The 22,548-nt window shown below is 59.6% G+C and carries 24 protein-coding genes and 1 riboswitch; of the genes, 14 read left to right on the plus strand and 10 right to left on the minus strand.

Going from position 1 to position 22,548, the window contains the following annotated elements; genetic code table 11:
• Window positions 1-72: 72 nt before the first annotated feature.
• The 3 genes from AB6Q56_RS20925 to AB6Q56_RS20935 are packed head-to-tail and all read right to left on the minus strand — an operon-like array spanning window position 73 to window position 2,111.
• Window positions 73-1,167 (minus strand): IS5 family transposase, encoded by a 1,095-nt coding sequence (locus AB6Q56_RS20925; RefSeq protein WP_046535740.1) that lies wholly within the window; start codon window positions 1,165-1,167, stop codon window positions 73-75.
• Window positions 1,168-1,212: 45 nt separating this feature from the next.
• Window positions 1,213-1,830, minus strand: a complete 618-nt coding sequence (locus AB6Q56_RS20930) for a hypothetical protein (protein ID WP_434514943.1) — start codon at window positions 1,828-1,830, stop codon at window positions 1,213-1,215.
• Window positions 1,831-1,868: 38 nt separating this feature from the next.
• Complete coding sequence (locus AB6Q56_RS20935) at window positions 1,869-2,111, minus strand: hypothetical protein (protein WP_434514944.1); 243 nt, start codon at window positions 2,109-2,111, stop codon at window positions 1,869-1,871.
• Here AB6Q56_RS20935 and AB6Q56_RS20940 point away from each other — a divergent pair.
• On the plus strand, window positions 2,110-3,204 hold the full coding sequence (locus AB6Q56_RS20940) for an IS5 family transposase (RefSeq protein ID WP_046535740.1): 1,095 nt from the start codon (window positions 2,110-2,112) through the stop codon (window positions 3,202-3,204). The two genes, AB6Q56_RS20935 and AB6Q56_RS20940, sit on opposite strands and share 2 nt — an antisense overlap.
• Window positions 3,205-3,317: 113 nt before the next feature.
• On the opposite strand, the gene AB6Q56_RS20945 is transcribed toward AB6Q56_RS20940, so the two are convergent.
• A complete protein-coding gene (locus AB6Q56_RS20945; protein ID WP_434514945.1) occupies window positions 3,318-3,878 on the minus strand; it encodes a response regulator transcription factor in 561 nt (186 codons plus the stop codon).
• 125 nt (window positions 3,879-4,003) lie between these two features.
• On the opposite strand from AB6Q56_RS20945, the gene AB6Q56_RS20950 reads away from it, so the two are divergent.
• Window positions 4,004-5,134 carry an ATP-binding protein gene (locus AB6Q56_RS20950; protein WP_434514946.1) on the plus strand — a complete coding sequence of 377 codons (1,131 nt, stop codon included), beginning with the start codon at window positions 4,004-4,006 and terminating at the stop codon, window positions 5,132-5,134.
• Between the two features lie 286 nt (window positions 5,135-5,420).
• Here AB6Q56_RS20950 and AB6Q56_RS20955 read toward each other — a convergent pair whose 3' ends face one another.
• Window positions 5,421-6,476 carry an IS5 family transposase gene (locus AB6Q56_RS20955; RefSeq protein ID WP_434514947.1) on the minus strand — a complete coding sequence of 352 codons (1,056 nt, stop codon included), beginning with the start codon at window positions 6,474-6,476 and terminating at the stop codon, window positions 5,421-5,423.
• A gap of 220 nt (window positions 6,477-6,696) precedes the next feature.
• On the opposite strand from AB6Q56_RS20955, the gene AB6Q56_RS20960 reads away from it, so the two are divergent.
• The 3 genes from AB6Q56_RS20960 (at window position 6,697) to AB6Q56_RS20970 (ending at window position 8,996) form a co-directional block, all read left to right on the plus strand.
• On the plus strand, window positions 6,697-7,674 hold the full coding sequence (locus AB6Q56_RS20960) for an IS5 family transposase (RefSeq protein ID WP_434517136.1): 978 nt from the start codon (window positions 6,697-6,699) through the stop codon (window positions 7,672-7,674).
• A gap of 381 nt (window positions 7,675-8,055) precedes the next feature.
• Window positions 8,056-8,427: a hypothetical protein gene (locus AB6Q56_RS20965; protein ID WP_434514948.1), complete on the plus strand. Its 372-nt coding sequence runs from the start codon at window positions 8,056-8,058 to the stop codon at window positions 8,425-8,427.
• 329 nt (window positions 8,428-8,756) lie between these two features.
• The gene (locus AB6Q56_RS20970) at window positions 8,757-8,996 is read left to right on the plus strand and encodes an RNA recognition motif domain-containing protein (RefSeq protein ID WP_434514949.1); all 240 of its coding nucleotides are present in this window, start codon (window positions 8,757-8,759) and stop codon (window positions 8,994-8,996) included.
• A 35-nt stretch (window positions 8,997-9,031) separates the two neighbouring features.
• Here the strand turns inward: AB6Q56_RS20970 and AB6Q56_RS20975 are convergent, their stop codons facing one another.
• The gene (locus AB6Q56_RS20975; RefSeq protein WP_434514950.1) at window positions 9,032-10,078 is read right to left on the minus strand and encodes a methyltransferase; all 1,047 of its coding nucleotides are present in this window, start codon (window positions 10,076-10,078) and stop codon (window positions 9,032-9,034) included.
• A 6-nt stretch (window positions 10,079-10,084) separates the two neighbouring features.
• Window positions 10,085-10,639 carry a glutathione peroxidase gene (locus AB6Q56_RS20980; protein ID WP_434514951.1) on the minus strand — a complete coding sequence of 185 codons (555 nt, stop codon included), beginning with the start codon at window positions 10,637-10,639 and terminating at the stop codon, window positions 10,085-10,087.
• 140 nt (window positions 10,640-10,779) lie between these two features.
• On the opposite strand from AB6Q56_RS20980, the gene AB6Q56_RS20985 reads away from it, so the two are divergent.
• The 9 genes from AB6Q56_RS20985 (at window position 10,780) to AB6Q56_RS21025 (ending at window position 19,623) form a co-directional block, all read left to right on the plus strand.
• The gene (locus tag AB6Q56_RS20985) at window positions 10,780-11,541 is read left to right on the plus strand and encodes a hypothetical protein (protein ID WP_434514952.1); all 762 of its coding nucleotides are present in this window, start codon (window positions 10,780-10,782) and stop codon (window positions 11,539-11,541) included.
• Between the two features lie 28 nt (window positions 11,542-11,569).
• Window positions 11,570-12,457, plus strand: coding sequence for a 4-hydroxybenzoate octaprenyltransferase (ubiA, locus tag AB6Q56_RS20990; protein ID WP_434514953.1), 888 nt, complete (start codon window positions 11,570-11,572; stop codon window positions 12,455-12,457).
• Complete coding sequence (locus AB6Q56_RS20995) at window positions 12,457-12,879, plus strand: cytochrome C (protein ID WP_434514954.1); 423 nt, start codon at window positions 12,457-12,459, stop codon at window positions 12,877-12,879. The genes ubiA and AB6Q56_RS20995 overlap by 1 nt, the downstream gene beginning before the upstream one ends.
• Window positions 12,876-14,351 carry a 4-hydroxy-3-polyprenylbenzoate decarboxylase gene (gene ubiD / locus AB6Q56_RS21000; protein ID WP_434514955.1) on the plus strand — a complete coding sequence of 492 codons (1,476 nt, stop codon included), beginning with the start codon at window positions 12,876-12,878 and terminating at the stop codon, window positions 14,349-14,351. Before AB6Q56_RS20995 ends, ubiD begins: the two co-directional genes overlap by 4 nt.
• 13 nt (window positions 14,352-14,364) lie before the next feature.
• A riboswitch (cobalamin riboswitch) is annotated at window positions 14,365-14,568 on the plus strand.
• A gap of 88 nt (window positions 14,569-14,656) precedes the next feature.
• Window positions 14,657-14,824, plus strand: coding sequence for a modified peptide precursor CbpA (gene cbpA, locus AB6Q56_RS21005; protein WP_434514956.1), 168 nt, complete (start codon window positions 14,657-14,659; stop codon window positions 14,822-14,824).
• Window positions 14,821-16,191 carry a peptide-modifying radical SAM enzyme CbpB gene (gene cbpB, locus AB6Q56_RS21010; protein WP_434514957.1) on the plus strand — a complete coding sequence of 457 codons (1,371 nt, stop codon included), beginning with the start codon at window positions 14,821-14,823 and terminating at the stop codon, window positions 16,189-16,191. The genes cbpA and cbpB overlap by 4 nt, the downstream gene beginning before the upstream one ends.
• A 58-nt stretch (window positions 16,192-16,249) precedes the next feature.
• Window positions 16,250-16,744 carry a GNAT family N-acetyltransferase gene (locus AB6Q56_RS21015; RefSeq protein WP_434514958.1) on the plus strand — a complete coding sequence of 165 codons (495 nt, stop codon included), beginning with the start codon at window positions 16,250-16,252 and terminating at the stop codon, window positions 16,742-16,744.
• 5 nt (window positions 16,745-16,749) lie between these two features.
• Window positions 16,750-17,154 (plus strand): DUF4870 family protein, encoded by a 405-nt coding sequence (locus tag AB6Q56_RS21020; protein ID WP_434514959.1) that lies wholly within the window; start codon window positions 16,750-16,752, stop codon window positions 17,152-17,154.
• Window positions 17,155-17,244: 90 nt separating this feature from the next.
• Window positions 17,245-19,623 carry a response regulator gene (locus tag AB6Q56_RS21025; protein WP_434514960.1) on the plus strand — a complete coding sequence of 793 codons (2,379 nt, stop codon included), beginning with the start codon at window positions 17,245-17,247 and terminating at the stop codon, window positions 19,621-19,623.
• On the opposite strand, the gene AB6Q56_RS21030 is transcribed toward AB6Q56_RS21025, so the two are convergent.
• From AB6Q56_RS21030 to dacB, 3 genes are read right to left on the minus strand one after another with little or no spacing between them, the layout of a single operon-like run.
• Window positions 19,608-20,216: a YitT family protein gene (locus tag AB6Q56_RS21030; RefSeq protein WP_434514961.1), complete on the minus strand. Its 609-nt coding sequence runs from the start codon at window positions 20,214-20,216 to the stop codon at window positions 19,608-19,610. The two genes, AB6Q56_RS21025 and AB6Q56_RS21030, sit on opposite strands and share 16 nt — an antisense overlap.
• Window positions 20,213-20,935 carry a hypothetical protein gene (locus AB6Q56_RS21035; protein ID WP_434514962.1) on the minus strand — a complete coding sequence of 241 codons (723 nt, stop codon included), beginning with the start codon at window positions 20,933-20,935 and terminating at the stop codon, window positions 20,213-20,215. The genes AB6Q56_RS21030 and AB6Q56_RS21035 overlap by 4 nt, the downstream gene beginning before the upstream one ends.
• Window positions 20,928-22,364, minus strand: coding sequence for a D-alanyl-D-alanine carboxypeptidase/D-alanyl-D-alanine endopeptidase (gene dacB / locus AB6Q56_RS21040; protein WP_434514963.1), 1,437 nt, complete (start codon window positions 22,362-22,364; stop codon window positions 20,928-20,930). Before dacB ends, AB6Q56_RS21035 begins: the two co-directional genes overlap by 8 nt.
• Window positions 22,365-22,548 lie beyond the last annotated feature (184 nt).

The raw sequence follows: 22,548 nt of genomic DNA on the forward strand, positions 1-22,548 counted from the left end.
CGTTTTTCGTAAGGCGAAGCGGATTTTCGGTCGTTCGCACGTGTTTTACAGGGATTCCGAGGTGTTTTCCTATCATATTGCCCCCAGCGGACGGATTGCTCCCAAGGAGCGCATGCGCGTCAGGTTGTAGGCGGCCATGGTCAGCACGAACAACTGATCGACCTTCTCCAGTCCGCGCACCATCACCTGGCGTATCGGCCCAATGAACTTGGCCCAGCCGAATCCCTGTTCGATGAGTTTGCGCTTTTGCTGGGAGATCGCGTAACCGTCACTGCCGGCAATGTCGTCCGGCACGGCAGAACGGCGATGGCTGGTGTTCTGCGCCACATGGGGAATGACATTCAGTTCGATGAGTGCCGCAATGAATTCCTGGGCATCGTAGCCCTTGTCCGCGCCGAGGGTGATTTCAGCCGTTTCGCCGGCGACTTGGCGGGCATCGGCGATCAGGGCCTTGGCAACTTCCCGCTCGGCATAGCCATCGGCCGTGGTCACGACCGCACTGGCAATGAGTCCGTGGCGGTTGTCGCTCAAGGTGTGTCCCATGTAGCGCAACTCACTGGCGGTATTGCCCTTGCGGTACAGTCGGGCATCCGGGTCGGTACGTGAGGCGTGGGTGTCATTGCTGCGTGACTGGCCCTTGAAATTGCCGCCGCCTTCATCATCTCCGCCGTCCTTGCGCAGGAAACTCTTGTGTCCCGCCCAAGCCTGGATGAGCGTGCCGTCGACACTGAAATGTTCGCCTGATAGCCAGTTCTGCTTCTCGGCAATGGCCAGTACCGCATTGAAGAGTTCGATCACGGCATCGTGGGCAATCAGGCGTTCGCGATTCTTGGTGAAGACGGTGGGCACCCAGACTGCATCGTCCATCGATAGGCCGATGAACCAGCGAAAGAGCAGGTTGTACTGGGTCTGCTCCATCAATTGCCGTTCCGAGCGAATGCTGTAGAAGATTTGCAGCAGCATGGCACGCAGGAGTTTCTCCGGGGCAATGCTGGGGCGACCGCCTTTGACGTCGGCGGCATACATGCCGCTGAGCAGGGGTTCGATATCCTTGAGCGCCCGATTCACCATCGCCCGGATCGGCCGCAACGGGTGCTGCGCCGGCACAAAGTCGTCCAGGCGACGCATCGTAAACAAACTCTCGGTGAAGGTGTCGGCTCCGCGCATGATCCGCTTTGTGCTCTCGGTAATCTCGGTGAATCTCTATAACGATCAAACCCGCTGTTTCGTCGACAGGATGGGGAAGTATTTCAGCAGCCTGTTAGGGGCGAGAATCTGCTTTGCAGCATTGTCGATCAGCAAAGGAAAGTGTCGGGTAATGACATCTCCTGTAGCTCCATAAACAGGATCCCCGAGGATCCCCGCGCTTCGCAAGTCCTCCTCAAGTAGCGATAGTACGATGCGCAATAACCCGGTATACCCGGCAAACAACGACATTGCACGTCCAGGAGTGTCCTGGGCAGATAACTGGCGGACGGCTATATCAAAACGCTGCTTAGGATAGGAAGATTCATCGGGAAACAAATTGCCAAATTCCTTGGCAATTAAAATGGGATTGCTGGCATTGCCATTTTCGCGAGGGCTCGATAGCACATCGTAGAAGCGTCCTTCCACCAAGCGGCTAACGAACTTGAATTTTGGCTGAGCGCCGGCAAGTCCCCGCTGCGCCCTCTCCAGTCGCGCAATCTGTGCCGATTGTAATTCCATGTAGAAGTAGGCAACAGCGCCGAGCGCGACATTAAATACAAGAACGCTAACCAGGGCTTTACTGGAATAACTGAATACACCGGCAAAAGCTATTCCCGGTTGGAAAAGTCCTTTAATCAACAAGCGAAACTTGGAAAAGTCTCGTAACAAAAAGAACCTCGCTAGACCACATCGTTTGATAGGACATAACCGATACCCGGTGCAGCCTTGACCACTGCCGCCCCAGGGTACGCCAGATTGATTTTTCTCCTCAACCGGCTCACGATGGCTTCCAGCGCATTTCCTGAATAGCGATGCAGTTCGCCTAACAGGCTGCTGAAATACTTCCCCATCCTGTCGACGAAACAGCGGGTTTGATCGTTATAGAGATTCACCGAGATTACCGAGAGCACAAAGCGGATCATGCGCGGAGCCGACACCTTCACCGAGAGTTTGTTTACGATGCGTCGCCTGGACGACTTTGTGCCGGCGCAGCACCCGTTGCGGCCGATCCGGGCGATGGTGAATCGGGCGCTCAAGGATATCGAACCCCTGCTCAGCGGCATGTATGCCGCCGACGTCAAAGGCGGTCGCCCCAGCATTGCCCCGGAGAAACTCCTGCGTGCCATGCTGCTGCAAATCTTCTACAGCATTCGCTCGGAACGGCAATTGATGGAGCAGACCCAGTACAACCTGCTCTTTCGCTGGTTCATCGGCCTATCGATGGACGATGCAGTCTGGGTGCCCACCGTCTTCACCAAGAATCGCGAACGCCTGATTGCCCACGATGCCGTGATCGAACTCTTCAATGCGGTACTGGCCATTGCCGAGAAGCAGAACTGGCTATCAGGCGAACATTTCAGTGTCGACGGCACGCTCATCCAGGCTTGGGCGGGACACAAGAGTTTCCTGCGCAAGGACGGCGGAGATGATGAAGGCGGCGGCAATTTCAAGGGCCAGTCACGCAGCAATGACACCCACGCCTCACGTACCGACCCGGATGCCCGACTGTACCGCAAGGGCAATACCGCCAGTGAGTTGCGCTACATGGGACACACCTTGAGCGACAACCGCCACGGACTCATTGCCAGTGCGGTCGTGACCACGGCCGATGGCTATGCCGAGCGGGAAGTTGCCAAGGCCCTGATCGCCGATGCCCGCCAAGTCGCCGGCGAAACGGCTGAAATCACCCTCGGCGCGGACAAGGGCTACGATGCCCAGGAATTCATTGCGGCACTCATCGAACTGAATGTCATTCCCCATGTGGCGCAGAACACCAGCCATCGCCGTTCTGCCGTGCCGGACGACATTGCCGGCAGTGACGGTTACGCGATCTCCCAGCAAAAGCGCAAACTCATCGAACAGGGATTCGGCTGGGCCAAGTTCATTGGGCCGATACGCCAGGTGATGGTGCGCGGACTGGAGAAGGTCGATCAGTTGTTCGTGCTGACCATGGCCGCCTACAACCTGACGCGCATGCGCTCCTTGGGAGCAATCCGTCCGCTGGGGGCAATATGATAGGAAAACACCTCGGAATCCCTGTAAAACACGTGCGAACGACCGAAAATCCGCTTCGCCTTACGAAAAACGACTCCGTTCCATGCCACCGTCTGCAGTTGCAGGGCGGTATTTCAGCAGCCTGCTAACGCCTCTCCAATTTTCAGGCGAGAAACTGCCTTGCCACGATTACGCTGCAAGATATCAAGGAGCTGCGTTTCAATAACCGTGAGACCAATCGTCTCTCCATTAGGTGCAATCAGCATCCACTCGCGTGGTACAAATCGCCACTGGGTTACCTTTGTCAAATGCTCAAGTCGGAATACGCGACGGCATACCGCCTGTACAGTGAGTACCAATTCTCGTGGATCAAAAGGCTTCGTAATAAAAGCGTCCGCTCCAATCTCCAGAAGGTTGAATTTAATCCTTCGATCGATCCGAGCTGTCACAACAACAATCCCCACAGTCGAACGACGAGAAATCTGCGCTGCTATTTGATCACCCTCAATATCAGGCAATCCCAGATCGAGGATCACTACAACTGGGTCTGCCCCCAGTTGTTCCATATAATCAAGAGCTGCCTTGCCAGTGGAAACGCCAAACGTCTCATAACCAATAGCTCCCCAGAACGCTTCTTTGATTTCAGACATCATCAAAGGATCGTCCTCAATTACCAGAATTCGAATTGCGTTCATTTTCCCATTTTTTGCCAATTAGTCTTTGGCTACATCGCTCATTTCTGCTTTAAAAAGCAATTGTCAGCCCTGTCAGTTTGAGACCTTATAAAATCCATTCATAGCATATTTTATTAAAAACCATCATGGATCATCTTGACCGCCTCGAGGAAATCGCCAAATTCTGCAAACATATGGTGTCTATTATTTCGCACGATCTTCGCTCTCCCTTGACAAGTATTGTGATGTCAATTCGCAGGCTTCAGATTGATGGTGTAAACATACGGTCAGAAGATGCGAAAAATACATTGGGTCAAATTGAGCGCTCGGTAAACGGGATGCTTGAAATGATTGATTATATCCTTGACATTGAAAAACTATCCACTGGGAGTATTGAGCTTTACCGAGAGCAATTCAATCTCAACGTATTAACTGAAGAAGTGATCGCTAAAATTGCAGAGGTCGGACGCCTAAAAGGTATTCTCCTTCACAATACAGTTCCTGCCGCCACCTATATATTTGGAGACCGCGTACTGCTAAGTCGAGTACTTCACAATCTTCTGAGCAACGCGCTGAAGTTCTGCACCCAAGGGGATATCGTTACAGTTAGCATTGACTGCGATGGGGGGGTTGTCGTGAGCGATACTGGTCCTGGCATTGATAAAGAACTTCAAAGCAAGCTGTTTCAAGGGCACCCCTCTGTGCGACGAGGAACCTCGGGCGAATGCGGTTTTGGTTTGGGTCTTCCAAGTGCCTACAAGATCGTTGAAGCCCATGGAGGAAGCCTTTCCGTTTCCTCAGCGCCAGAGCAAGGGGCAAAATTCAATATCAAACTCCCTCCCTTTGTTCCGCATGTGGTTATCGTGTCTTCCAACCCTGAATTTGAAAGCCATATCAGCGGCACAATGAAAACTGTGCACTCGGAAAAACTCCAACTCAGCACTTACAAATCGATCGCGGATTGCTCGCTGGCACTGGATCAACTGCACAAAATTCCTCCTGATATCCTAGTTGTGGACGCCACGGGCTCCGAAAACGAAGGTATAGCCCTATGTCACAAAATTAGGAGCCTCTTTCTGGGGGGGGACGCCACCATCATCCTTTGCCTGACCAAAACAAATCCCGACGACAACATTGCCTGGCTGCACAAAGAGGCAATAACTGCCGGTGCTGACGGATTTTTCACAAAAATCCCCGAAGTCGACCAACTTGCTAAATTTTTTCATTTTATTAGAAACGATTTTGCGAAGATAACAGGCGAAATCAGACCGGGCTGACAAATGCTGACAAGTATTGTCCCCTTCTTACAAAAACTGATCCCATTGGTGGGCGATTGCTTCCAGTCCTCCCTTTGTAAGCCGCTTTCTTCAAGAGAAGTCATTGCCAAGTCAGCCTGATCGAATGAACGCTGCGCTATGCCCTTGATGCCAACCCACTAGCAGGCTGCTGAAATACCGCCCTGCAACTGCAGACGGTGGCATGGAACGGAGTCGTTTTTCGTAAGGCGAAGCGGATTTTCGGTCGTTCGCACGTGTTTTACAGGGATTCCGAGGTGTTTTCCTATCATATTGCCCCCAGCGGACGGATTGCTCCCAAGGAGCGCATGCGCGTCAGGTTGTAGGCGGCCATGGTCAGCACGAACAACTGATCGACCTTCTCCAGTCCGCGCACCATCACCTGGCGTATCGGCCCAATGAACTTGGCCCAGCCGAATCCCTGTTCGATGAGTTTGCGCTTTTGCTGGGAGATCGCGTAACCGTCACTGCCGGCAATGTCGTCCGGCACGGCAGAACGGCGATGGCTGGTGTTCTGCGCCACATGGGGAATGACATTCAGTTCGATGAGTGCCGCAATGAATTCCTGGGCATCGTAGCCCTTGTCCGCGCCGAGGGTGATTTCAGCCGTTTCGCCGGCGACTTGGCGGGCATCGGCGATCAGGGCCTTGGCAACTTCCCGCTCGGCATAGCCATCGGCCGTGGTCACGACCGCACTGGCAATGAGTCCGTGGCGGTTGTCGCTCAAGGTGTGTCCCATGTAGCGCAACTCACTGGCGGTATTGCCCTTGCGGTACAGTCGGGCATCCGGGTCGGTACGTGAGGCGTGGGTGTCATTGCTGCGTGACTGGCCCTTGAAATTGCCGCCGCCTTCATCATCTCCGCCGTCCTTGCGCAGGAAACTCTTGTGTCCCGCCCAAGCCTGGATGAGCGTGCCGTCGACACTGAAATGTTCGCCTGATAGCCAGTTCTGCTTCTCGGCAATGGCCAGTACCGCATTGAAGAGTTCGATCACGGCATCGTGGGCAATCAGGCGTTCGCGATTCTTGGTGAAGACGGTGGGCACCCAGACTGCATCGTCCATCGATAGGCCGATGAACCAGCGAAAGAGCAGGTTGTACTGGGTCTGCTCCATCAATTGCCGTTCCGAGCGAATGCTGTAGAAGATTTGCAGCAGCATGGCACGCAGGAGTTTCTCCGGGGCAATGCTGGGGCGACCGCCTTTGACGTCGGCGGCATACATGCCGCTGAGCAGGGGTTCGATATCCTTGAGCGCCCGATTCACCATCGCCCGGATCGGCCGCAACGGGTGCTGCGCCGGCACAAAGTCGTCCAGGCGACGCATCGTAAACAAACTCTCGGTGAAGGTGTCGGCTGCGCATGATCCGCTTTGTGCTCTCGGTAATCTCGGTGAATCTCTATAACGATCAAACCCGCTGTTTCGTCGACAGGATGGGGAAGTATTTCAGCAGCCTGCTAGGGAAAGTCTGCATAAGTGACCGTTATGCAGCGTGATTTGAGAAAATGACGGCATTGTCATTGCGTTGATGAGACAGATGAAATCGATGAAGCAACTGAGCCTGGCTGAGACGGGTTTCCTGCCGAAAGCGGGCAAGCAAACCCGAAAGGCGGTGTTCCTGGCGGAGATGGAAACGGTTGTTCCATGGTCTCGCCTGGAAGCACTGATCGAACCGTTCTACCCAAAGAAGGGAAACGGTCGGCCACCGATGCCGTTGGGCACGATGTTGCGGATTCACTTCATGCAGCAATGGTTTGGCTACTCTGATCCGGCGATGGAAGAGGCGCTGCACGACGTTCCGCTGTTGCGGCGCTTTGCTGGGTTGGATGCCTTCGAAGACGTGATGCCGGACGAAAGCACGATTCTGCGCTTCCGGCATCTGCTGGAGAAGCATGATCTGGCGGTCGCGATTTTCGCTGAGGTCAATGCTGTATTGTCGGAGAAAGGCCTGTCGATGAAGCGCGGTACGGTCGTCGATGCCACGCTGATTGCGGCGCCCAGTTCGACCAAGAACGAGGACAAGAAACGCGATCCGGAAATGACGCAGACCAAGAAGGGCAATCAGTGGCACTTCGGCATGAAGGCGCACATTGGCGTCGATGCTGAGAGCGGCTTGATTCACACCGTGGAATGCACGACGGCAAAGGTCGCGGACATCACGATGATGGAAGCCTGCCTGCACGGGGAAGAAACGCTGGTCTTGGGCGATCGTGGCTATCACAAGAAGAATCGAACCCTCGACGACTTCGAGAAGGAGGGCGATCTGTCTGTCCTGACGCCGACCAAGAAGCCGGCGGGTGGTGCGCTGAGCAAAGAGCAGAAGGCTTTCAACCGGATGCTGTCGGCGGCACGGGCGATTGTTGAACACCCCTTCCGGGTGGTGAAGCGGCAGTTTGGCTTTGTGAAGGTTCGCTATCGTGGTCTGGCGAAGAATACCGGGCAGATTGTCACCCTGTTTGCGCTGACCAATCTGTGGCTGGCACGCAAGCGATTGATGCCTTTGATGGGCGAGGTGCGCCCGTGAAGCGCGAAATGCAGAGGAGAACCTCTGCATTTCATGGCCAACGGTCGAAAATCGCCTGTTTTTCATGTTTTTTTTATGACAGCCTGCGCCAAAGCAGTGGGTTGTTCAGAGAATCCCTAGGGGCCTCCTTCTATAGTGCTCCCAATTAGATGGGTAGATTATCGATTTGGGCTTGCAGCAGCCGAGTCACGTCATCGTTCAGTTCTGTATTCAGGCCGTCAGTGCCTGTCAGGACAAACGGATACACCGAGATAAGCTGAAAATATATTCAATGGTGTGTCAAATATGCTCTTCGCGCGATCGGATTTGTTTTTTTGGGGGAGTCTATTATTCTATTCCCAAGGCGCTTTAGCATTCGGCAGTGTATCGATTGATCACATAATGTTGAAAATTCACCAGCAGGCTCTCTCTGAGAAGGGGCCGCGGCGCTGCATCCCTGGTTGTTTGATTCAAGTTCCACTTGGCCGATTGCTGAATGGAACTGCCTCCCATAAAGCAAATGTTGATCTTTACTTTGCGGCGAGTAAAACAACTGGGTTAACTCAGGTGGTTATGCGAACCAATGCTCAGCACTACGATATCATTCATAACCTTATTTTTCGTCATCTGGGTCAGCCGACAGTGAGCAGGGAACGGATGGTTTTATCCCAACATGTGCGGCGCATGGATGAATGGCTGAGAGACGGCGCAAGCGCTCTGCTGTATCAGCCGATTTCGAATAATGACATTATTCTTCATCTTGGGAAAGATTGATGGCAAAATGGGTTGCTGGCAATCCTTCAAAGACGAGGAGTATTATTGATTTTTAGTAATAACGACCGATGGTTATGCTTGAGGGGGCTAACCTCTTTGCATGTAATCCATTGGCGTAAAATGGCAGTTTCTCTGCCGTAATACTAAAATAAATCAGCCAAGTCAATTGGCGTGTTTTCAATGTCAGCCAGGATGATTTTCCCCGGAATTGATTTGCGGCCGTCTTTAGAGTCATAATCCGCGATGACAGTTTTCAGCGCCAATTACTCGGAACAGCGCATTACGCAGGTAGAATTTTCTTTTGCGTGCCATGTGGATTGGATTCGACCATGAAGAAAATCATGTTGACCGGCTTGTCTCCGGAGGTGACCGAGGAGTCTGTCCGGGTGTCGCTGGAAAAACTGGGGCCGGTCCGTTCGGTTTCCATCATCCGGGACGGCGATGCCCGGTCGCCCGTGGTTGTCGTCCTGATGGACATCAGTGATGAGCAGGCTTTCAGCCTGATTTCCCGTGTCACCGATTACTGGCACGACGGCCACATGATTAACGCCCGTCTGCTTTTGCATTAAGCGTTTCTCCTCGGCGCGCCGTCGCCGGCTGTCGGTCAGGCTTTCCTGGCTAGTATCAGCGAGCCTTTTTCCAGCGGATCGAGGTCGAGGCGCTTGATGTCGCCAAAGCCGGCTGTTTCTAACCAATCGCGATACTGCGCGTAGCGATAGGTCTGGGTGCCGGTTTCGTAGAGTAGGGTCAGCCGGAAGGCGGCCATGAAGGCGTTGCCGGGCGTGTCGGCGAGGTATTCGTGGATGACCAGCAGGCCGCCGGGATTGAGTGCGTCGTAAATCTGCTGGATGGCCAGGCCGTTTTCATCGGCCGTGTGGTTGTGGGCGACTGACAGGTAGAACACCACGTCGTGCTGGCCGTGCCAGTCGTGCACCAGCAGTTCGCCGGGACTGACGTGGATGCGCTCCGAGAGGCCGTGGCGGGCGATGGTGGTATCGGTTTCGCTCAGCGCGCTAGGCAGGTCGACGATCAGCGCCTGGAGTTGCGGATAGCGCTGGCAGAAGCGGATCGAATGCATGCCGTGCGAGCCGCCAAGGTCGAGTAGGCGGCGGTGTTCGGGCGACACGGGCACATGGGCGAGGAGGTCGGGGCCAAGGTCGCCGGCAAAGGCGTCCATGTAGGCGGAGAAGGCGGTGCCGAGTTGCGGCTTCGCTTCCATGGCTTGCCACAAGGTCGTTTCCGGTCCGCCACGGCGGACGGCCGCCGTCAGGTCGCCCATCATCGGCCAGGCTTCGAGGGTCCAGTGCAGGCCAGGGGTGTAGTCGACTTGCCCGGCCGAGGTGAACCAGCGCTGCGTGCCGGGGGCGTTAGCAAAGCGCTCGCCCTCTCTGTGCAGGTAGCCGATGGCGACGAGAAAATCGGCCAGGTCACGGATGCCCCGCGTGCTGGATTGCAGGGCGTCGGCCAGGGTGGCGATGTCGAGCGGGCCGTTGGCCAGGGCCTCGAACAGGCCCAGTTTGCCCGCTGACAGGATGGCGGCCGATTTCATCATCGGCATGTAGACGTCGAGCATGGCCAGGTCGGCCGAGCCCGTCGGTTGGCAAACGTCGGGCCGGGCCGGCGGGGGCGGCGGGGTGTAGCGTGTGTTCATGCAGATTCAGGCCTGGGCGAGGGCGGCTTCGATGGCGGCGACGAGCGCGGCATCATCCGGCGGGGTATCGGGCGAGAAGCGTTGCAATATCGTTCCGTCGCGGCCGATCAGGAATTTTTCGAAATTCCACAGCACGTCGTCCGGCTGCGTGGGCAGCATGTCGTACTGACCAAGCTTTTCAACGAAGTCGCTGGCTGCCGGGAAACTGATCTCTGGCCGGGCGGCAATCAGGTGAGCGTAGAGCGGATGGCGCGGTGCGCTGTTGATGGCGACCTTTTCGAACATCGGAAAGCCGACGTGATATTGAGTCGCGCAGAAGGTGGCGATCTCGTCGGCGCTGCCCGGTTCCTGGCCAGCGAAGTCGTTGCACGGAAAGCCGAGTACTTGCAGGCCGCGACTGCGATAGGTCTCGAACAGTGTTTCCAGTCCGGCGTATTGGGGCGTCAGACCGCATTTTGAGGCGACGTTGACAATGAGCAGGACCTGGCCGCGGTACTGGCCGAGGTCGGTGGCTTGCCCGCTCAAGGTTTTGAGCGGAATGGCGTAGAGCGGTGCGTTCATGGATGGGGTCTCTGAGTGGGGCCGGGTGAGCCCTGGGCTGGTGTTTTTTGTGGATGATACCCGCGATGTGGCCTAGCTTTGGCAGCGGGTAGCCTGGCGGCCCGGTAAAATGCCGCTTTTTACGTTTGCCTGCCTTCGACATGACGACTGCCGCACAAATTCCCGCCGATCAACTGGCCGCCCTGGCCAATGCCGATATCCAGCGCCTGGCCGCGCGCATGGCGCAGGATGTGTTTGCCGGGGTATTCCGCCAGGCCGTGTCGAACGATGGGGCTCCCGATGTGGGTGTGCTGGGCGAGGTAGCGTCGCAGTGTGCCAACTGGTGCCGGGCCGGCGGCGATGACGATGCCCGCGCCTTGCGCCTGGCCCTGTTGATCAGCGGCCTCGACCAGTGGGGCCTGGCTTATACGCAGGCTTTTGGGTTGACTGCCATCCATCCGCTGACGGCCTTGATCGGTGGCTTGCGCACGCGTCTCGATGCGCGCGAGGAAAGCCGTTTCCAGAAATATTTCGAGCAGATCGAGGCTGTCGAAAGCGATGCCATCGATTTCAAGGTCGATCTGCGGCGTGGCATCCACATGGCGCTGTGGCATGCCATGGCGGCATCCGAGTCGGCGGAGCAGGTCGAGGCCATCGTGCAGACGCTGGGCAGCCTGATGGTGGCGCTCGACCGGAAAATGCCGGAACTGGGCTGGCGCCTGGTGGCCGACGCGCTGGCTAATATCCAGGTTTGCCTGCTTTCCGACAAGGCGCCCGAATCACCACTGGCGCAGGACGGCACGCAGCAACTGTTCGCCTCGTTGCGCCATGCGCTGCCGGAAGCGCACTATCAGGCCATTCTCGCCCATTCCGGGCAGGCCGTGGTGGCCTGGCAGCAGGCCCGCCGTCAGACGGCGCAATGAGTATGCGGCCCCGCGATAGAATCCAAAGATGAACTGGACTGCGCTCAAGGAAAAACTCGACCTGTACGAAAAGCTGATGCGGCTCGACAAGCCGATCGGCATCATGCTCCTGCTCTGGCCGACGCTGTGGGCCCTGTGGCTGTCAGCCCTGGGGCGTCCGGATTTCATGGTGCTCTGGGTGTTCGTGCTCGGCACCGTGCTGATGCGCTCTGCCGGCTGCGTGATCAACGACTTCGCCGACCGCGATTTCGACAAGCACGTCGAACGCACCAAGGAGCGGCCACTGACGGCGGGCAAGGTGAGTACCCGCGAGGCGCTGTGGCTCTTCTCAGGATTGTGCGTCGCCTCCTTCGTACTGGTGCTGCTGCTCGGCAAGCCGCTGGTCATCTGGCTGTCCGTACCGGCCCTCTTTCTCGCCGCCAGCTACCCCTTCACCAAGCGTTTTCTGGCCATTCCGCAGGCCTATCTGGGCATCGCCTTCGGCTTTGGCATCCCGATGGCCTATGCAGCGCATCAGGGCGGCGTTCCAGCCGAGGCGTGGTGGCTGCTGCTCGCCAACGTTTTCTGGGCGGTCGCCTACGATACCGAATACGCCATGGTCGACCGCGATGACGACCTGAAGATCGGCATCAAGACCTCGGCCATCACCTTCGGCCGCTACGACGTGGCGGCGGTAATGGCATGCTATGCGGTGACGCTGGGCGTCATCGGCTGGGTCGGCTACAGCCTGCATCTGGGCTGGGCCTTTCATGCCGGGCTGGCCGTTGCGGCCGGCATCATGGGCGTGCATTACACCTGGATCAGGGGCCGCGAGCGCATGCCGTGCTTCAAGGCTTTCCTGCACAACAATTGGGTCGGTGCCGCCATCTTCGCCGGTATCGCGCTCGATTTCCTGATTTCCGGAAGGAGTCTCTGATGAAAGCCCTGTTTTCCCTGTTGGCCCTGGCCTCGACGCTAGCCATGGCCGAAGATGCGCGCCAACTGGCCAAGCTGCCCGAGCCGGCGCAGGAGGTCTTGCGTCAGGAAATGCTCGACAACCTGGTAGCCGTCAACGAGGTGCTGACGCTGATGGCCGAAGGAAAGGTGCGCGAGGCCGGCGAGGTGGCGGAAGCCAAGCTCGGCGTCTCGGCCATGGGCAAGCACCGCAGCAAGCCTTTCGACGCTCGTCCCGGTCCGCACATGCCGCCGGCCATGCACGGTATCGGCATGGATGGTCACAAGGCGGTCAGCGAATTTGCCGCCGTCGCCAAGACCGGCGATCGCGACAAGGCGCTGGCCCAGTTACCCAAACTGACCGCGGCCTGTGTCGGCTGCCATTTTTCGTACCGTACGCGATGAAATACCATGATCTGCGCGACTTCATGTCGCAACTGGAAAAGACCGGCGATCTGAAGCGTATCGGCATGCCGGTCGATACCCATCTCGAAATGACCGAGATCGGCGACCGCGTGCTGCGCGCCGGCGGGCCGGCGCTGCTGTTCGAGAAGCCGACGACGCAGGGCCGGGCGCATGATATTCCGGTGCTCGCCAACCTGTTCGGCACGCCGCAGCGCGTGGCGCTGGGCATGGGCGAGGAATCGGTGCTGGCGCTGCGCGAGGTCGGCAAGTTGCTGGCCTATCTCAAGGAGCCGGAACCACCCAAGGGCCTGAAGGACGCCTGGGAGAAGCTGCCCATCCTCAAGCAGGTGCTCAACATGGCGCCGAAGAGGGTGTCGAATGCGCCGTGCCAGGAGGTGGTGTGGGAGGGCAAGGACGTCGACTTGTCGCGCCTGCCCATCCAGCACTGCTGGCCGGGCGACATCGCGCCGCTGATCACCTGGGGCCTGGTCGTCACGCGCGGGCCGCACAAGACCCGCCAGAACCTCGGCATCTACCGCCAGCAGGTGTTGGGGCCGAACAAGGTGATCATGCGCTGGCTGGCGCATCGCGGCGGCGCGCTCGATTTCCGCGACCACCAGCTGGCCAACCCGGGGCAACCGTTCCCGGTGGCCGTGGTGCTTGGTTGCGATCCGGCGACCATCCTCGGTGCCGTGACGCCGGTGCCAGATTCGCTGTCCGAATACCAGTTCGCTGGCCTGTTGCGCGGCGGCAAGACAGAGCTCACCCAGTGTCTCGGCTCGACCTTGCAGGTGCCGGCCTCGGCCGAGATCGTCCTCGAAGGCGTGATCAACCCCGGCGAGATGGCCATGGAAGGCCCTTATGGCGACCACACCGGCTACTACAACGAGCAGGCCGAGTTCCCGGTATTCACCATCGAGCGCATCACCATGCGCCGCAATCCGATCTACCACAGCACCTACACCGGCAAGCCGCCCGACGAGCCGGCCGTGCTCGGCGTCGCGCTCAACGAGGTCTTCGTGCCGCTGTTGCAGAAGCAGTACCCGGAAATTGTCGATTTCTACCTGCCGCCCGAGGGCTGCTCGTACCGCATGGCCATCGTCAGTATCAAGAAGCAGTACCCCGGCCACGCCAAGCGCATCATGTTCGGCATCTGGAGCTTCCTGCGCCAGTTCATGTACACCAAGACCATCATCGTCGTGGACGACGACATCGACATCCGTGACTGGAAGGAAGTGGTCTGGGCGATGACGACGCGCATGGACGCGACGCGCGACACGACGCTGGTCGACAACACGCCCATCGACTACCTCGACTTCGCTTCGCCGGTCGCCGGTCTCGGCTCCAAGATGGGGCTGGATGCGACCAACAAGTGGCCGGGTGAGACGAATCGCGAGTGGGGGCGGCCCATTGTCATGGATGACGACGTCAAAAAACGCGTCGATGCCATGTGGCAGGAACTAGATATTTAGGACGAATTGACCCGCTGTTCGGGGCTTTGAGAGAATCCGCCCTCCTGTTGGAATCGAAATACGGAACACGGTGCGAATCCGTGGCGGGCCCGCCGCTGTAACCGGGGACGAAGACTGCACGGTCGCCAGACCAGCCACTTGCGAGGCTTACCTCGCCGGGAAGGCGCAGCGCTTCGGCTGATCCGGAAGCCAGAAGACGATTCGATTCCTGACTGGAGCCAAGGCAAGGGCTCCGGCTGAGCGCATGTGACAAGCGTGTACTCAGCCGGGGCCCTTTTTGTTTTTGTCTTCCCGAGGAGTGGAAAATGTCCCAGATCGTTTCTCAAGTCGCACCCGGCACCATTGAAACCCAGGCCAGCGCCACGCTGCAGGCACAGCCGGCCATCCCGACCATCGCCATTCGCAAGCGCTGCAATCCGGATGGTATCGGCCTCTCGCACTATGTGCTGATGGACCGGAAGGCGGCTAAATGACCGCGGCACTGCCCCAGGGGGCGACGCGCCCCCCGCATTTCCAGCCCGTGGACATCGGGCACGCGACCTACGCCGCGCTGACCGACCCGGATACCGCATTCTGGGCGCTGGTCGACAAGAACAAGGTCGGTGCGGGACTCGATCCGGCGACGCTCGCCGCCTATCGCGAAAAAGCCGAGGGATTCCGCCAGGAACTGCATGCCCTGCGCTTCGCCCTGAAGCCCTCCGGCGTTTATTTGAACCCGACCGAGCGCTGCAATCTCGACTGCACCTACTGCTACTTGCCCGATAGCCAGCGCAGCGCCGGCAGGCACATGCCGGTCGGCACCCTGCTCACCTCGCTGGGCAAGTTGCGCGACTACTTCCGCTCGGTGATGCCGGAAGGCCGCAAGCCGCGCGCCATCTTCCACGGCGCCGAGCCGCTGATGAATCGGGCCGCCGTTTTCGCAGCGATCGATGTTTTCAGGGACGATTTCGTCTTCGGCGTGCAGACCAACGGCACCTTGCTCGACGACGCGGCGCTCGATTTCCTGACTTCGCGCAATGTCAGCATCGGCCTGTCGCTCGACGGCCCGGCGGCGGAGATCACCGACGCCACCCGGCTGACCTGGGGCGGCAAGAGCGTGCACGCCAAGGTGCTGCGGGCGATGGAAAAATTGCGCGGTTACGGCTCGTGGAGCGTCATCACGACCTGCACGACCGAGAACCTGCCTTACCTGACCGATATGGTCGAGTTGTTCCACGCCCATGAAGTACCGACCTGCATGCTCAACACCGTACGCTGCACGCTGCCCGGGGCACGCGGTGTCAAGCCGGCCGACGGTGAATTGGCCAAGGCCTTCTTTGCCGCGCTGGACCGCACCCACGCCTTGTACCGGGAAACCGGCCGCAAACTGATGGTCGCCAACTTCGCCAATATCCTGATCGGTATCCTGGCCCCGACGGCGCGTCGCCTGATGTGCGACATTTCGCCCTGCGGCGGTGGTCGTGCCTTTTTCGCACTGGCTGCCGACGGCAGCCTCTATCCGTGCAGCGAGTTCATCGGCCTGCCGCGCTTCAACGGCGGCAACCTGCTGACCGGTGGCGTCGAGGCGGCATTGGATTCAGCTGCCTTCCGCGAAGTGACGAGCCGTGATGTCGACCGTTTCAGCCCCTGCGGCGATTGCGCGATCCGTCATTTCTGCGGTTCGCCGTGCCCGGCTGAAGCCTTCGAGATGAACGGCGGCATGGACAGGACCGGCGCCTTCTGCGAGTTCTACAAGGAGCAGGTCAATTACGCCCTGCGCCTGATCGCCGACGCCAGGGCCGACGATTTTCTGTGGGATGGCTGGGACGAGGGAACGGAGACCGTTTTCGCGATGGGTTGAGCCGTGGCGGGCGGGCGCTTAATATGGTGCTTTTCTCAGCCATCTGGCATCACCCACCATGCATGCCCGTCTTGTCATCACCCCGACTGATCTGACCGACCTGAGCCACGTCGAGGCCTTTCTCGACCTGCTCGATCACTACGCTCGTGATCCGATGGGTGGCGGCGATGGTCTTTCAGCGTACGCCAAGATCCATCTGGTCGACACCCTGAAGGCGGTGCCCGGCTTCCATGGCGCGTTGGCCTGGCTGGATGGCGAGGCAGTCGGCATGATCGACTGCTTTGCCGGCTTTTCCACCTTCGCGGCCATGCCGCTGCTCAATGTTCACGATCTCATCGTGCGCGCAGGACACCGTGGGCGCGGGATCGGCCAGGCTTTGCTGGCCTGGGCCGAAACGCGCGCCCGGGAACTCAGTTGCTGCAAGCTGACGCTGGAGGTTCTTTCCAGCAACATGCGGGCGATGGCCTCCTATCGGCGGGCGGGTTTCGCGCCCTACGTGCTTGATCCGGCAGCCGGCAACGCGCTGCTCATGCAAAAGAAACTGGCGGAGTAATCGTTATGAACGAGCCTGTCCCCTCTCCCGATCTGCGTGGTGTTCGCCCGTCTCTGGTCCAGTTGACCCATGTCATCTACGGTTTGCATGCCGTGGCCGTGGTCATCGGCGTCACCTCGTCGGCAACCGTCGCCGGCGGTTTCGTCTTCGGCCTGCCATCGCTGGTCGCCGTCTTCCTCAATTACCTGAAGCGCAGCGACGTCGCCGGCACGTGGCTGGAAAGCCACTTCGTCTGGCAGATTCGCACCTTCTGGTTCACGCTGCTCTGGTTGGTGGTTTATGGTTTGCTGATCATCACCATCATCGGCATTCCCATCGCCTGGATCCTGATCGTCCTGCTCGGCCTGTGGGTCGGCTATCGTGTGCTACGTGGCTGGCTGGCGCTGGGTGGCGTACGACAGGTTGCCTGAGCGAAGTATTTCTGGTTTTGCGATTGGCATAGAATCGAAACCGCCCCCGGGCTTGAGGGGCGCCATTGAATCAACCACAAGAGGACATTCATGTCTCACGATCTGTTGTTGCGGCCCGCTTTTGGGGAGGCGGACCGGAAATTGTCGTTCGAAGAACGTCTTCGCCTGATTTGCATCGGCACGTTTTTCGATCACGCCGCCGGAAACATGCTCAGCATTGCCGCCTCCTCGGGCCTGTTCGTTGTCGTCCTGGTGCATGCCGGCCTGGCGCGGGACTGGGCGGTCGGCTGGATGATCTTCGTGCTGTTGGTCACGCTGGCGATGTCCCGTTACGAGGCGCATATCAAACGGGTCGGGCTGACTTCCGACAACGCCGAGCGCTACCTGCATCGGCGCTACGCCTTCGGGCTGCTGGTCGGTGGCAGTTGTGCCCTGGCCACCTTTCTGGTGCCGGCGACGGCAGGGTTTTTCGAGCACGGCATGGCATTCACGCTGATCGTGGCGATCGTCACGATAGCGACCTTGTCCTACGCCGCCATGCCGTCCTATTTCCTGACGCTCGGGCTGTCGATCACCATCCCGCTCGGCTTGCGCTATTTGTACCTGGCGGTCCAAACCGGCGAGGTCATGTTCCTGTGGCTGGCCGTCGCACTATTTCTACTGGTGGGCGCCATCTTGCGCAAGGGAACGATCAATGCCAATTGGGCCATGCAGGCTATCGCCGCCAATATGCGCCTGGAGGATGAGATGGCGGAGCGCCGCCTCGCCGATGCGGCCTTGCGCGAGAGCGAAGCCAGCGCCACCGGCCTGGCCAACCTGCTGCGCCTGATGTGCGACAACGTGCCGGACATGATCTGGGCAAAGGGGCTGGATGGGCGCTATCTTTTCGTCAACAAGGCCATGGCCGAGCAGTTGCTGTGTGCCCGGGATACCGACGAACCGATTGGGCGAACCGACCTGTACTTTGCCGAACGGGAGCGTGAGCGCCATCCCGAAGACCCCGAGCGGCACACCTTTGGCGAATTGTGCGTCGATACCGACCAGGTGACCTTGGCGCGGGGGCTCGCCGCCTCGTTCGAGGAGTCGGGCACGGTGCGCGGGCGCTTCCTCTGTCTCGAAGTGCACAAGGCCCCGTTTGTCGATGCCGATGGCAAGGTGATCGGTACGGTTGGCTGCGCACGCGATATCACCGAGCGCAAGCAGGTCGAGCAGGAACTGGCCAGCCATCGCGAGAATCTCGAAGATCTGGTGCGCGACCGGACGCAGGCGCTGTCGGTCGCCAAGGAGGTCGCCGAGGCGGCCAATCGCGCCAAGAGTGCTTTCCTGGCCAACATGAGCCATGAAATCCGGACCCCCTTGAATGCCATTACCGGCATGGCTTACCTGATGCGCCGCGAGGGTGTCAGCGACAAGCAGCGTGAGCGACTGGAAAAAATCGATGGCGCCAGTCGTCACCTGCTCGACATGATCCACGATGTGCTGAGCCTGTCGCAGATCGAAGCCGGCCGCCTGCAACTTGAGCTCAAACCGGTCGATCCGCCGGCGATTTGCGCCGACGCAATCAGCGTTCTGGCGGAGGAGGCTCGGCGCAAAGGCCTGGAGTTGCGTTGCGAATGCGCGGTCTTCCCGGGGCGCTTGCGTGGCGATCCGACCCGGCTGCGCCAGGCGCTGCTCAACTACCTGGGTAATGCGCTCAAATTCACCGAGCGGGGGACGGTCACCTTGCGCTGCCGGGCAATGGACAGTGATGAACTCGGCGTTATGGTGCTTTTCGAGGTGATCGACAGCGGTGCCGGCTTGACGCCCGAGGTCGCGGCCAGCCTCTTCCAGCCGTTCCAGCAGGGCGACAGCTCGATCACGCGGGTCCATGGCGGGAGCGGTCTGGGGTTGGTCATCACCCGACGCCTGGCCCGCTTGATGGGGGGCGATGCCGGGTGCGATAGCACGCCAGGGGTGGGTAGCCGCTTCTGGTTTTCGGTCCGCCTGGCGCAAGGCGATGACGAGACGGCACGGGCTGTCGAGACGGCCGATTCCGACTCTGCGGCGACTTTGTTGCGCCGCCATTTCGCCGGCTACTCGGTGCTGTTGGTGGAGGACAACTGGGTCAATCGCGAGGTCGTTGTCGAAATGCTCGCGGGGGCGTTGATAGCGGTCGATGTGGCGGAAGATGGCGCAGAGGCGCTCTCTCGGCTACGTGAATACCGTTATGACCTGGTGCTGATGGATGTCCAGATGCCGACCATGGACGGTATCGAGGCGACGCGGCAGTTGCGCCGTATTCCCGGTCTGGAGGCATTGCCGGTTATCGCGCTGACCGGCAATGCCTTTGCCGAGGACCGGCAAGCTTGCCTGGAGGCAGGGATGAGCGATTACCTGGCGAAGCCGGTCAGTCCCGAACTGCTGTTCGAAAAATTGCTGTTCTGGTTGACGACGCGCGAAACCGACCGGGCGGCTCAGGTGCCCATGTAGCGCCCGGCTTTGTGATTGACGGCGATAACCAGGTTCAAGGCCAGCGCACCGACGATCGATAGCCCGACGCTGAGCGGATCGCGAATGAAGGCAGCGGCGAGCAGGATGGCGCAGTCGGCCGCCATCTGCAGCTTGCCGGCACGCCAGCCGCGTGTGTTCTGCAAGTGAATTACCAGAATGCCAAGGCCGCCCAGGCTGGCCTTGTGGCGGATCAGTATGAGCAGGCTGATGCCGGCCAGAAAGCCCCCCATGACGGCCGCGAACCAGCGGTTGAGGCCCTGCACCTGGATCATTCCGGGCAATAGCTCACTGTAGAGTGCCAGCAGGCCGACCGAGAGGAAGGTCTTGATCGTGAAAGCCCTGCCCATGGCGCGCAGCGCAAGTCCATAGAAAGGCAGGTTGATGGCGATGAGCAGCGGACCGATGGACCAGCCGCTCAGGTAGTGGGCCAGAAAGGCGAGGCCGACCGTGCCGCCGGTCAGCAAACCGGCTTCACGAAAGAGCAGGACGGCGAAGGCGAATATCAATGGTGCCACCAGAATGGCTTGCGCGTCTTCGAAGAAATTGTGGTGAAGGAGCTTGGTGTGGGTCATTGCTGTTCAGGAGCCTGGACTTCATTGGCGTAGTACTGCCGGATGACGGCCAGCGAGCGTGCGTAGCTATGCCGGATCTGGGCTTCGTCGTAGCGATGCTCGCTGCCAACCGGACAGGCTTGTCGCGCCAGGCAACCCGTGGCGCAGGGGGAGTCCGGTTGCAGGCGGTAGCGACTGCAAGCTTCGAGGCTGAATCGTCCGTCATCCAGCGCGTGGGCCGGACAGCTGCGAATGCAGGGGGGGGCAATGCAGCTTGGGCATGGGCTGCTTCCCTCTTGTCTAAGGGAGGGGGCGAAAGCGGTATCGGCAACGACAACGGCGCGGTAGGCATACCAGCTTCCCCATTCGGTATCGACGCCGATCATCAGCGGCGACGGGCGGTGCCAACCGGCCAACGCGCCCAAGGTCTGCAGGCCGATGAGGTGCGGGCCGGGATACAGGATGCGATAGCGGTGCTCCGGCAGTGCCTGGGCGAACCAGCGCCGGATCGTCTGGATGCTGTAGTCGTCAATCGGATCGTCACCTGCCGTTCCGCTGGCCCGGATGTGCTCCCACAGTCGTCGTCCGCCATGGCCGAGCAGAATCAGTTGCCGCTCGCCGCCCTGGATGTCGAGCGTGGCCAGCACTGCTTCGGGTAGGCCGGCCAGATCGAAGACGTGCTGCCGGTTCAAGCCCGCTTCGTCGAGAAACCCGGCGGGAAGCGGTTGCGCCTTACTCATTTTCCAGTGCTGGGGTTTTTTCGCCGATGCGCCGCTGGGCCACCCAGTCGATCAGCGCATCGATAGCCGCTGCGCCGGCCTGGGCCTTGGGATGGTTAATGAAAAAGCTTACCGCGTAGCGTCGTCCCTGGGCATCGAGGGCATAGCCGGCAGCCGTCTTGACGCCGTCCAGCGTGCCAGTCTTGATATGCGCCCGACCGGTTGCCGTGGTGTCCTTCAGACGCTTTTTCATGGTGCCGTCGATACCGACGATCGGCATGCTGGAGACGAACTCGGGCATAACCGGGTTTTTCCACGCATCCAGCAGCAGGCGGTTCATGCTGGCGGCGCTGATGCGCTCGCTGCGCGACAGGCCTGAGCCGTTGTCGAGCACCAGTTCGGCGAAACGCAGCTGGCGGCCGGCCAGCCACTCGGCAATGCGCTGTTTCGAGCGCTCGGCTGTGGCGGAGCCATCATTGCCCAGGCTCAGGAAGACCTGGCGGGCCATGACGTTGTTGCTGAACTTGTTGATATCGCGCACGGCGTCGGCCAGCGGCGCCGATTCATGCTGGGTGAGCAGCTTGGCGCCGAGCGGCACGGCGCCGGCGCGAACCTGGCCATCGATGCCGCCGCCCAGTTCCTTCCACAGTGCGCGGATCAGTCCGCCGGCCTGGGCATCGGCCGGCAGCGGCGCGAGATTAAGCGTCTTTTCGCCGCACAGCGCCGGGTAGATGCCGGTGAATTCGAGGCGGTTTCCGTTGTTTTCGGGGATCAGGCGCGTACCGATCGCATCTTTCCAGTTGCTGCCGCATTCGCTGTTGCCGGCGCGCAGCTGGTTATCGATGCGTAGCCCTTCGCTCGGGGTTTCCATCAGCACACGCGGCTTGCCGTTGTCGGGCAGGAGCGTGAAGCGCAGGGCACGGAAATTGAGCAGCAGGCCATCGGGGCCGACGTTGTATGGGCGCATCGGCTTGTCGTCGAAGGCGCCGGGGTCGATGGCCGGCACATTGAACGCGCTGCGGTCGAGCACGACATCGCCGGCAACCTGCCGGATGCCGCGCACACGCAGCTGGCGCAAAAGGCTCCACAGATGTTCGATGGCGAAACGCGGGTCGCCACTGCCCCGGATGTAAACGTTGCCGTCAAGCACGCCATCGAGCGGTGCCTGCTCCGTCCATACCGTGGTCTTCCACGTGTGGGCAGGCCCCAGCAGGTCGAGCGCTGCATAGGTGGTGAGCAGTTTCATGACCGAGGCCGGATTCATCGGCTGACCGGCGTTGTGGGCGACCAGGGGGGCTGATCCATCGACCGGCTGGACCACGACGGCAACCTGCGAGGCCGGAATCTGGGCTGCTTTCAGCGATTTCAGCACGCTCGGCGGCAGGCCGTCGGCGCGCGCTGGAAGCGCCAGGCAGAGTAGGGCGAGCGCAGGAAGGAGCTTGGCGGACATGGACGATTATCTGGGTGTTGCGAAAGGGGGCAAGCGTACCATCGGATGCGGTGCGCGATGTAGCGCTTAGGACTGTTGCATGCGTGAATTTGGTGATATTGTAAATGTTGATAATTTATTTTCGGAGCGCCGTCGCCTTTCATGGGTAAAGTTTTGCCGCTTCTCCGCGTGTCACGATTCGGTT

Origin of the sequence: Dechloromonas sp. ARDL1 (assembly GCF_051122455.1) — a bacterium.
In the GTDB taxonomy this organism is placed as follows: Bacteria; Pseudomonadota; Gammaproteobacteria; order Burkholderiales; family Rhodocyclaceae; genus Azonexus.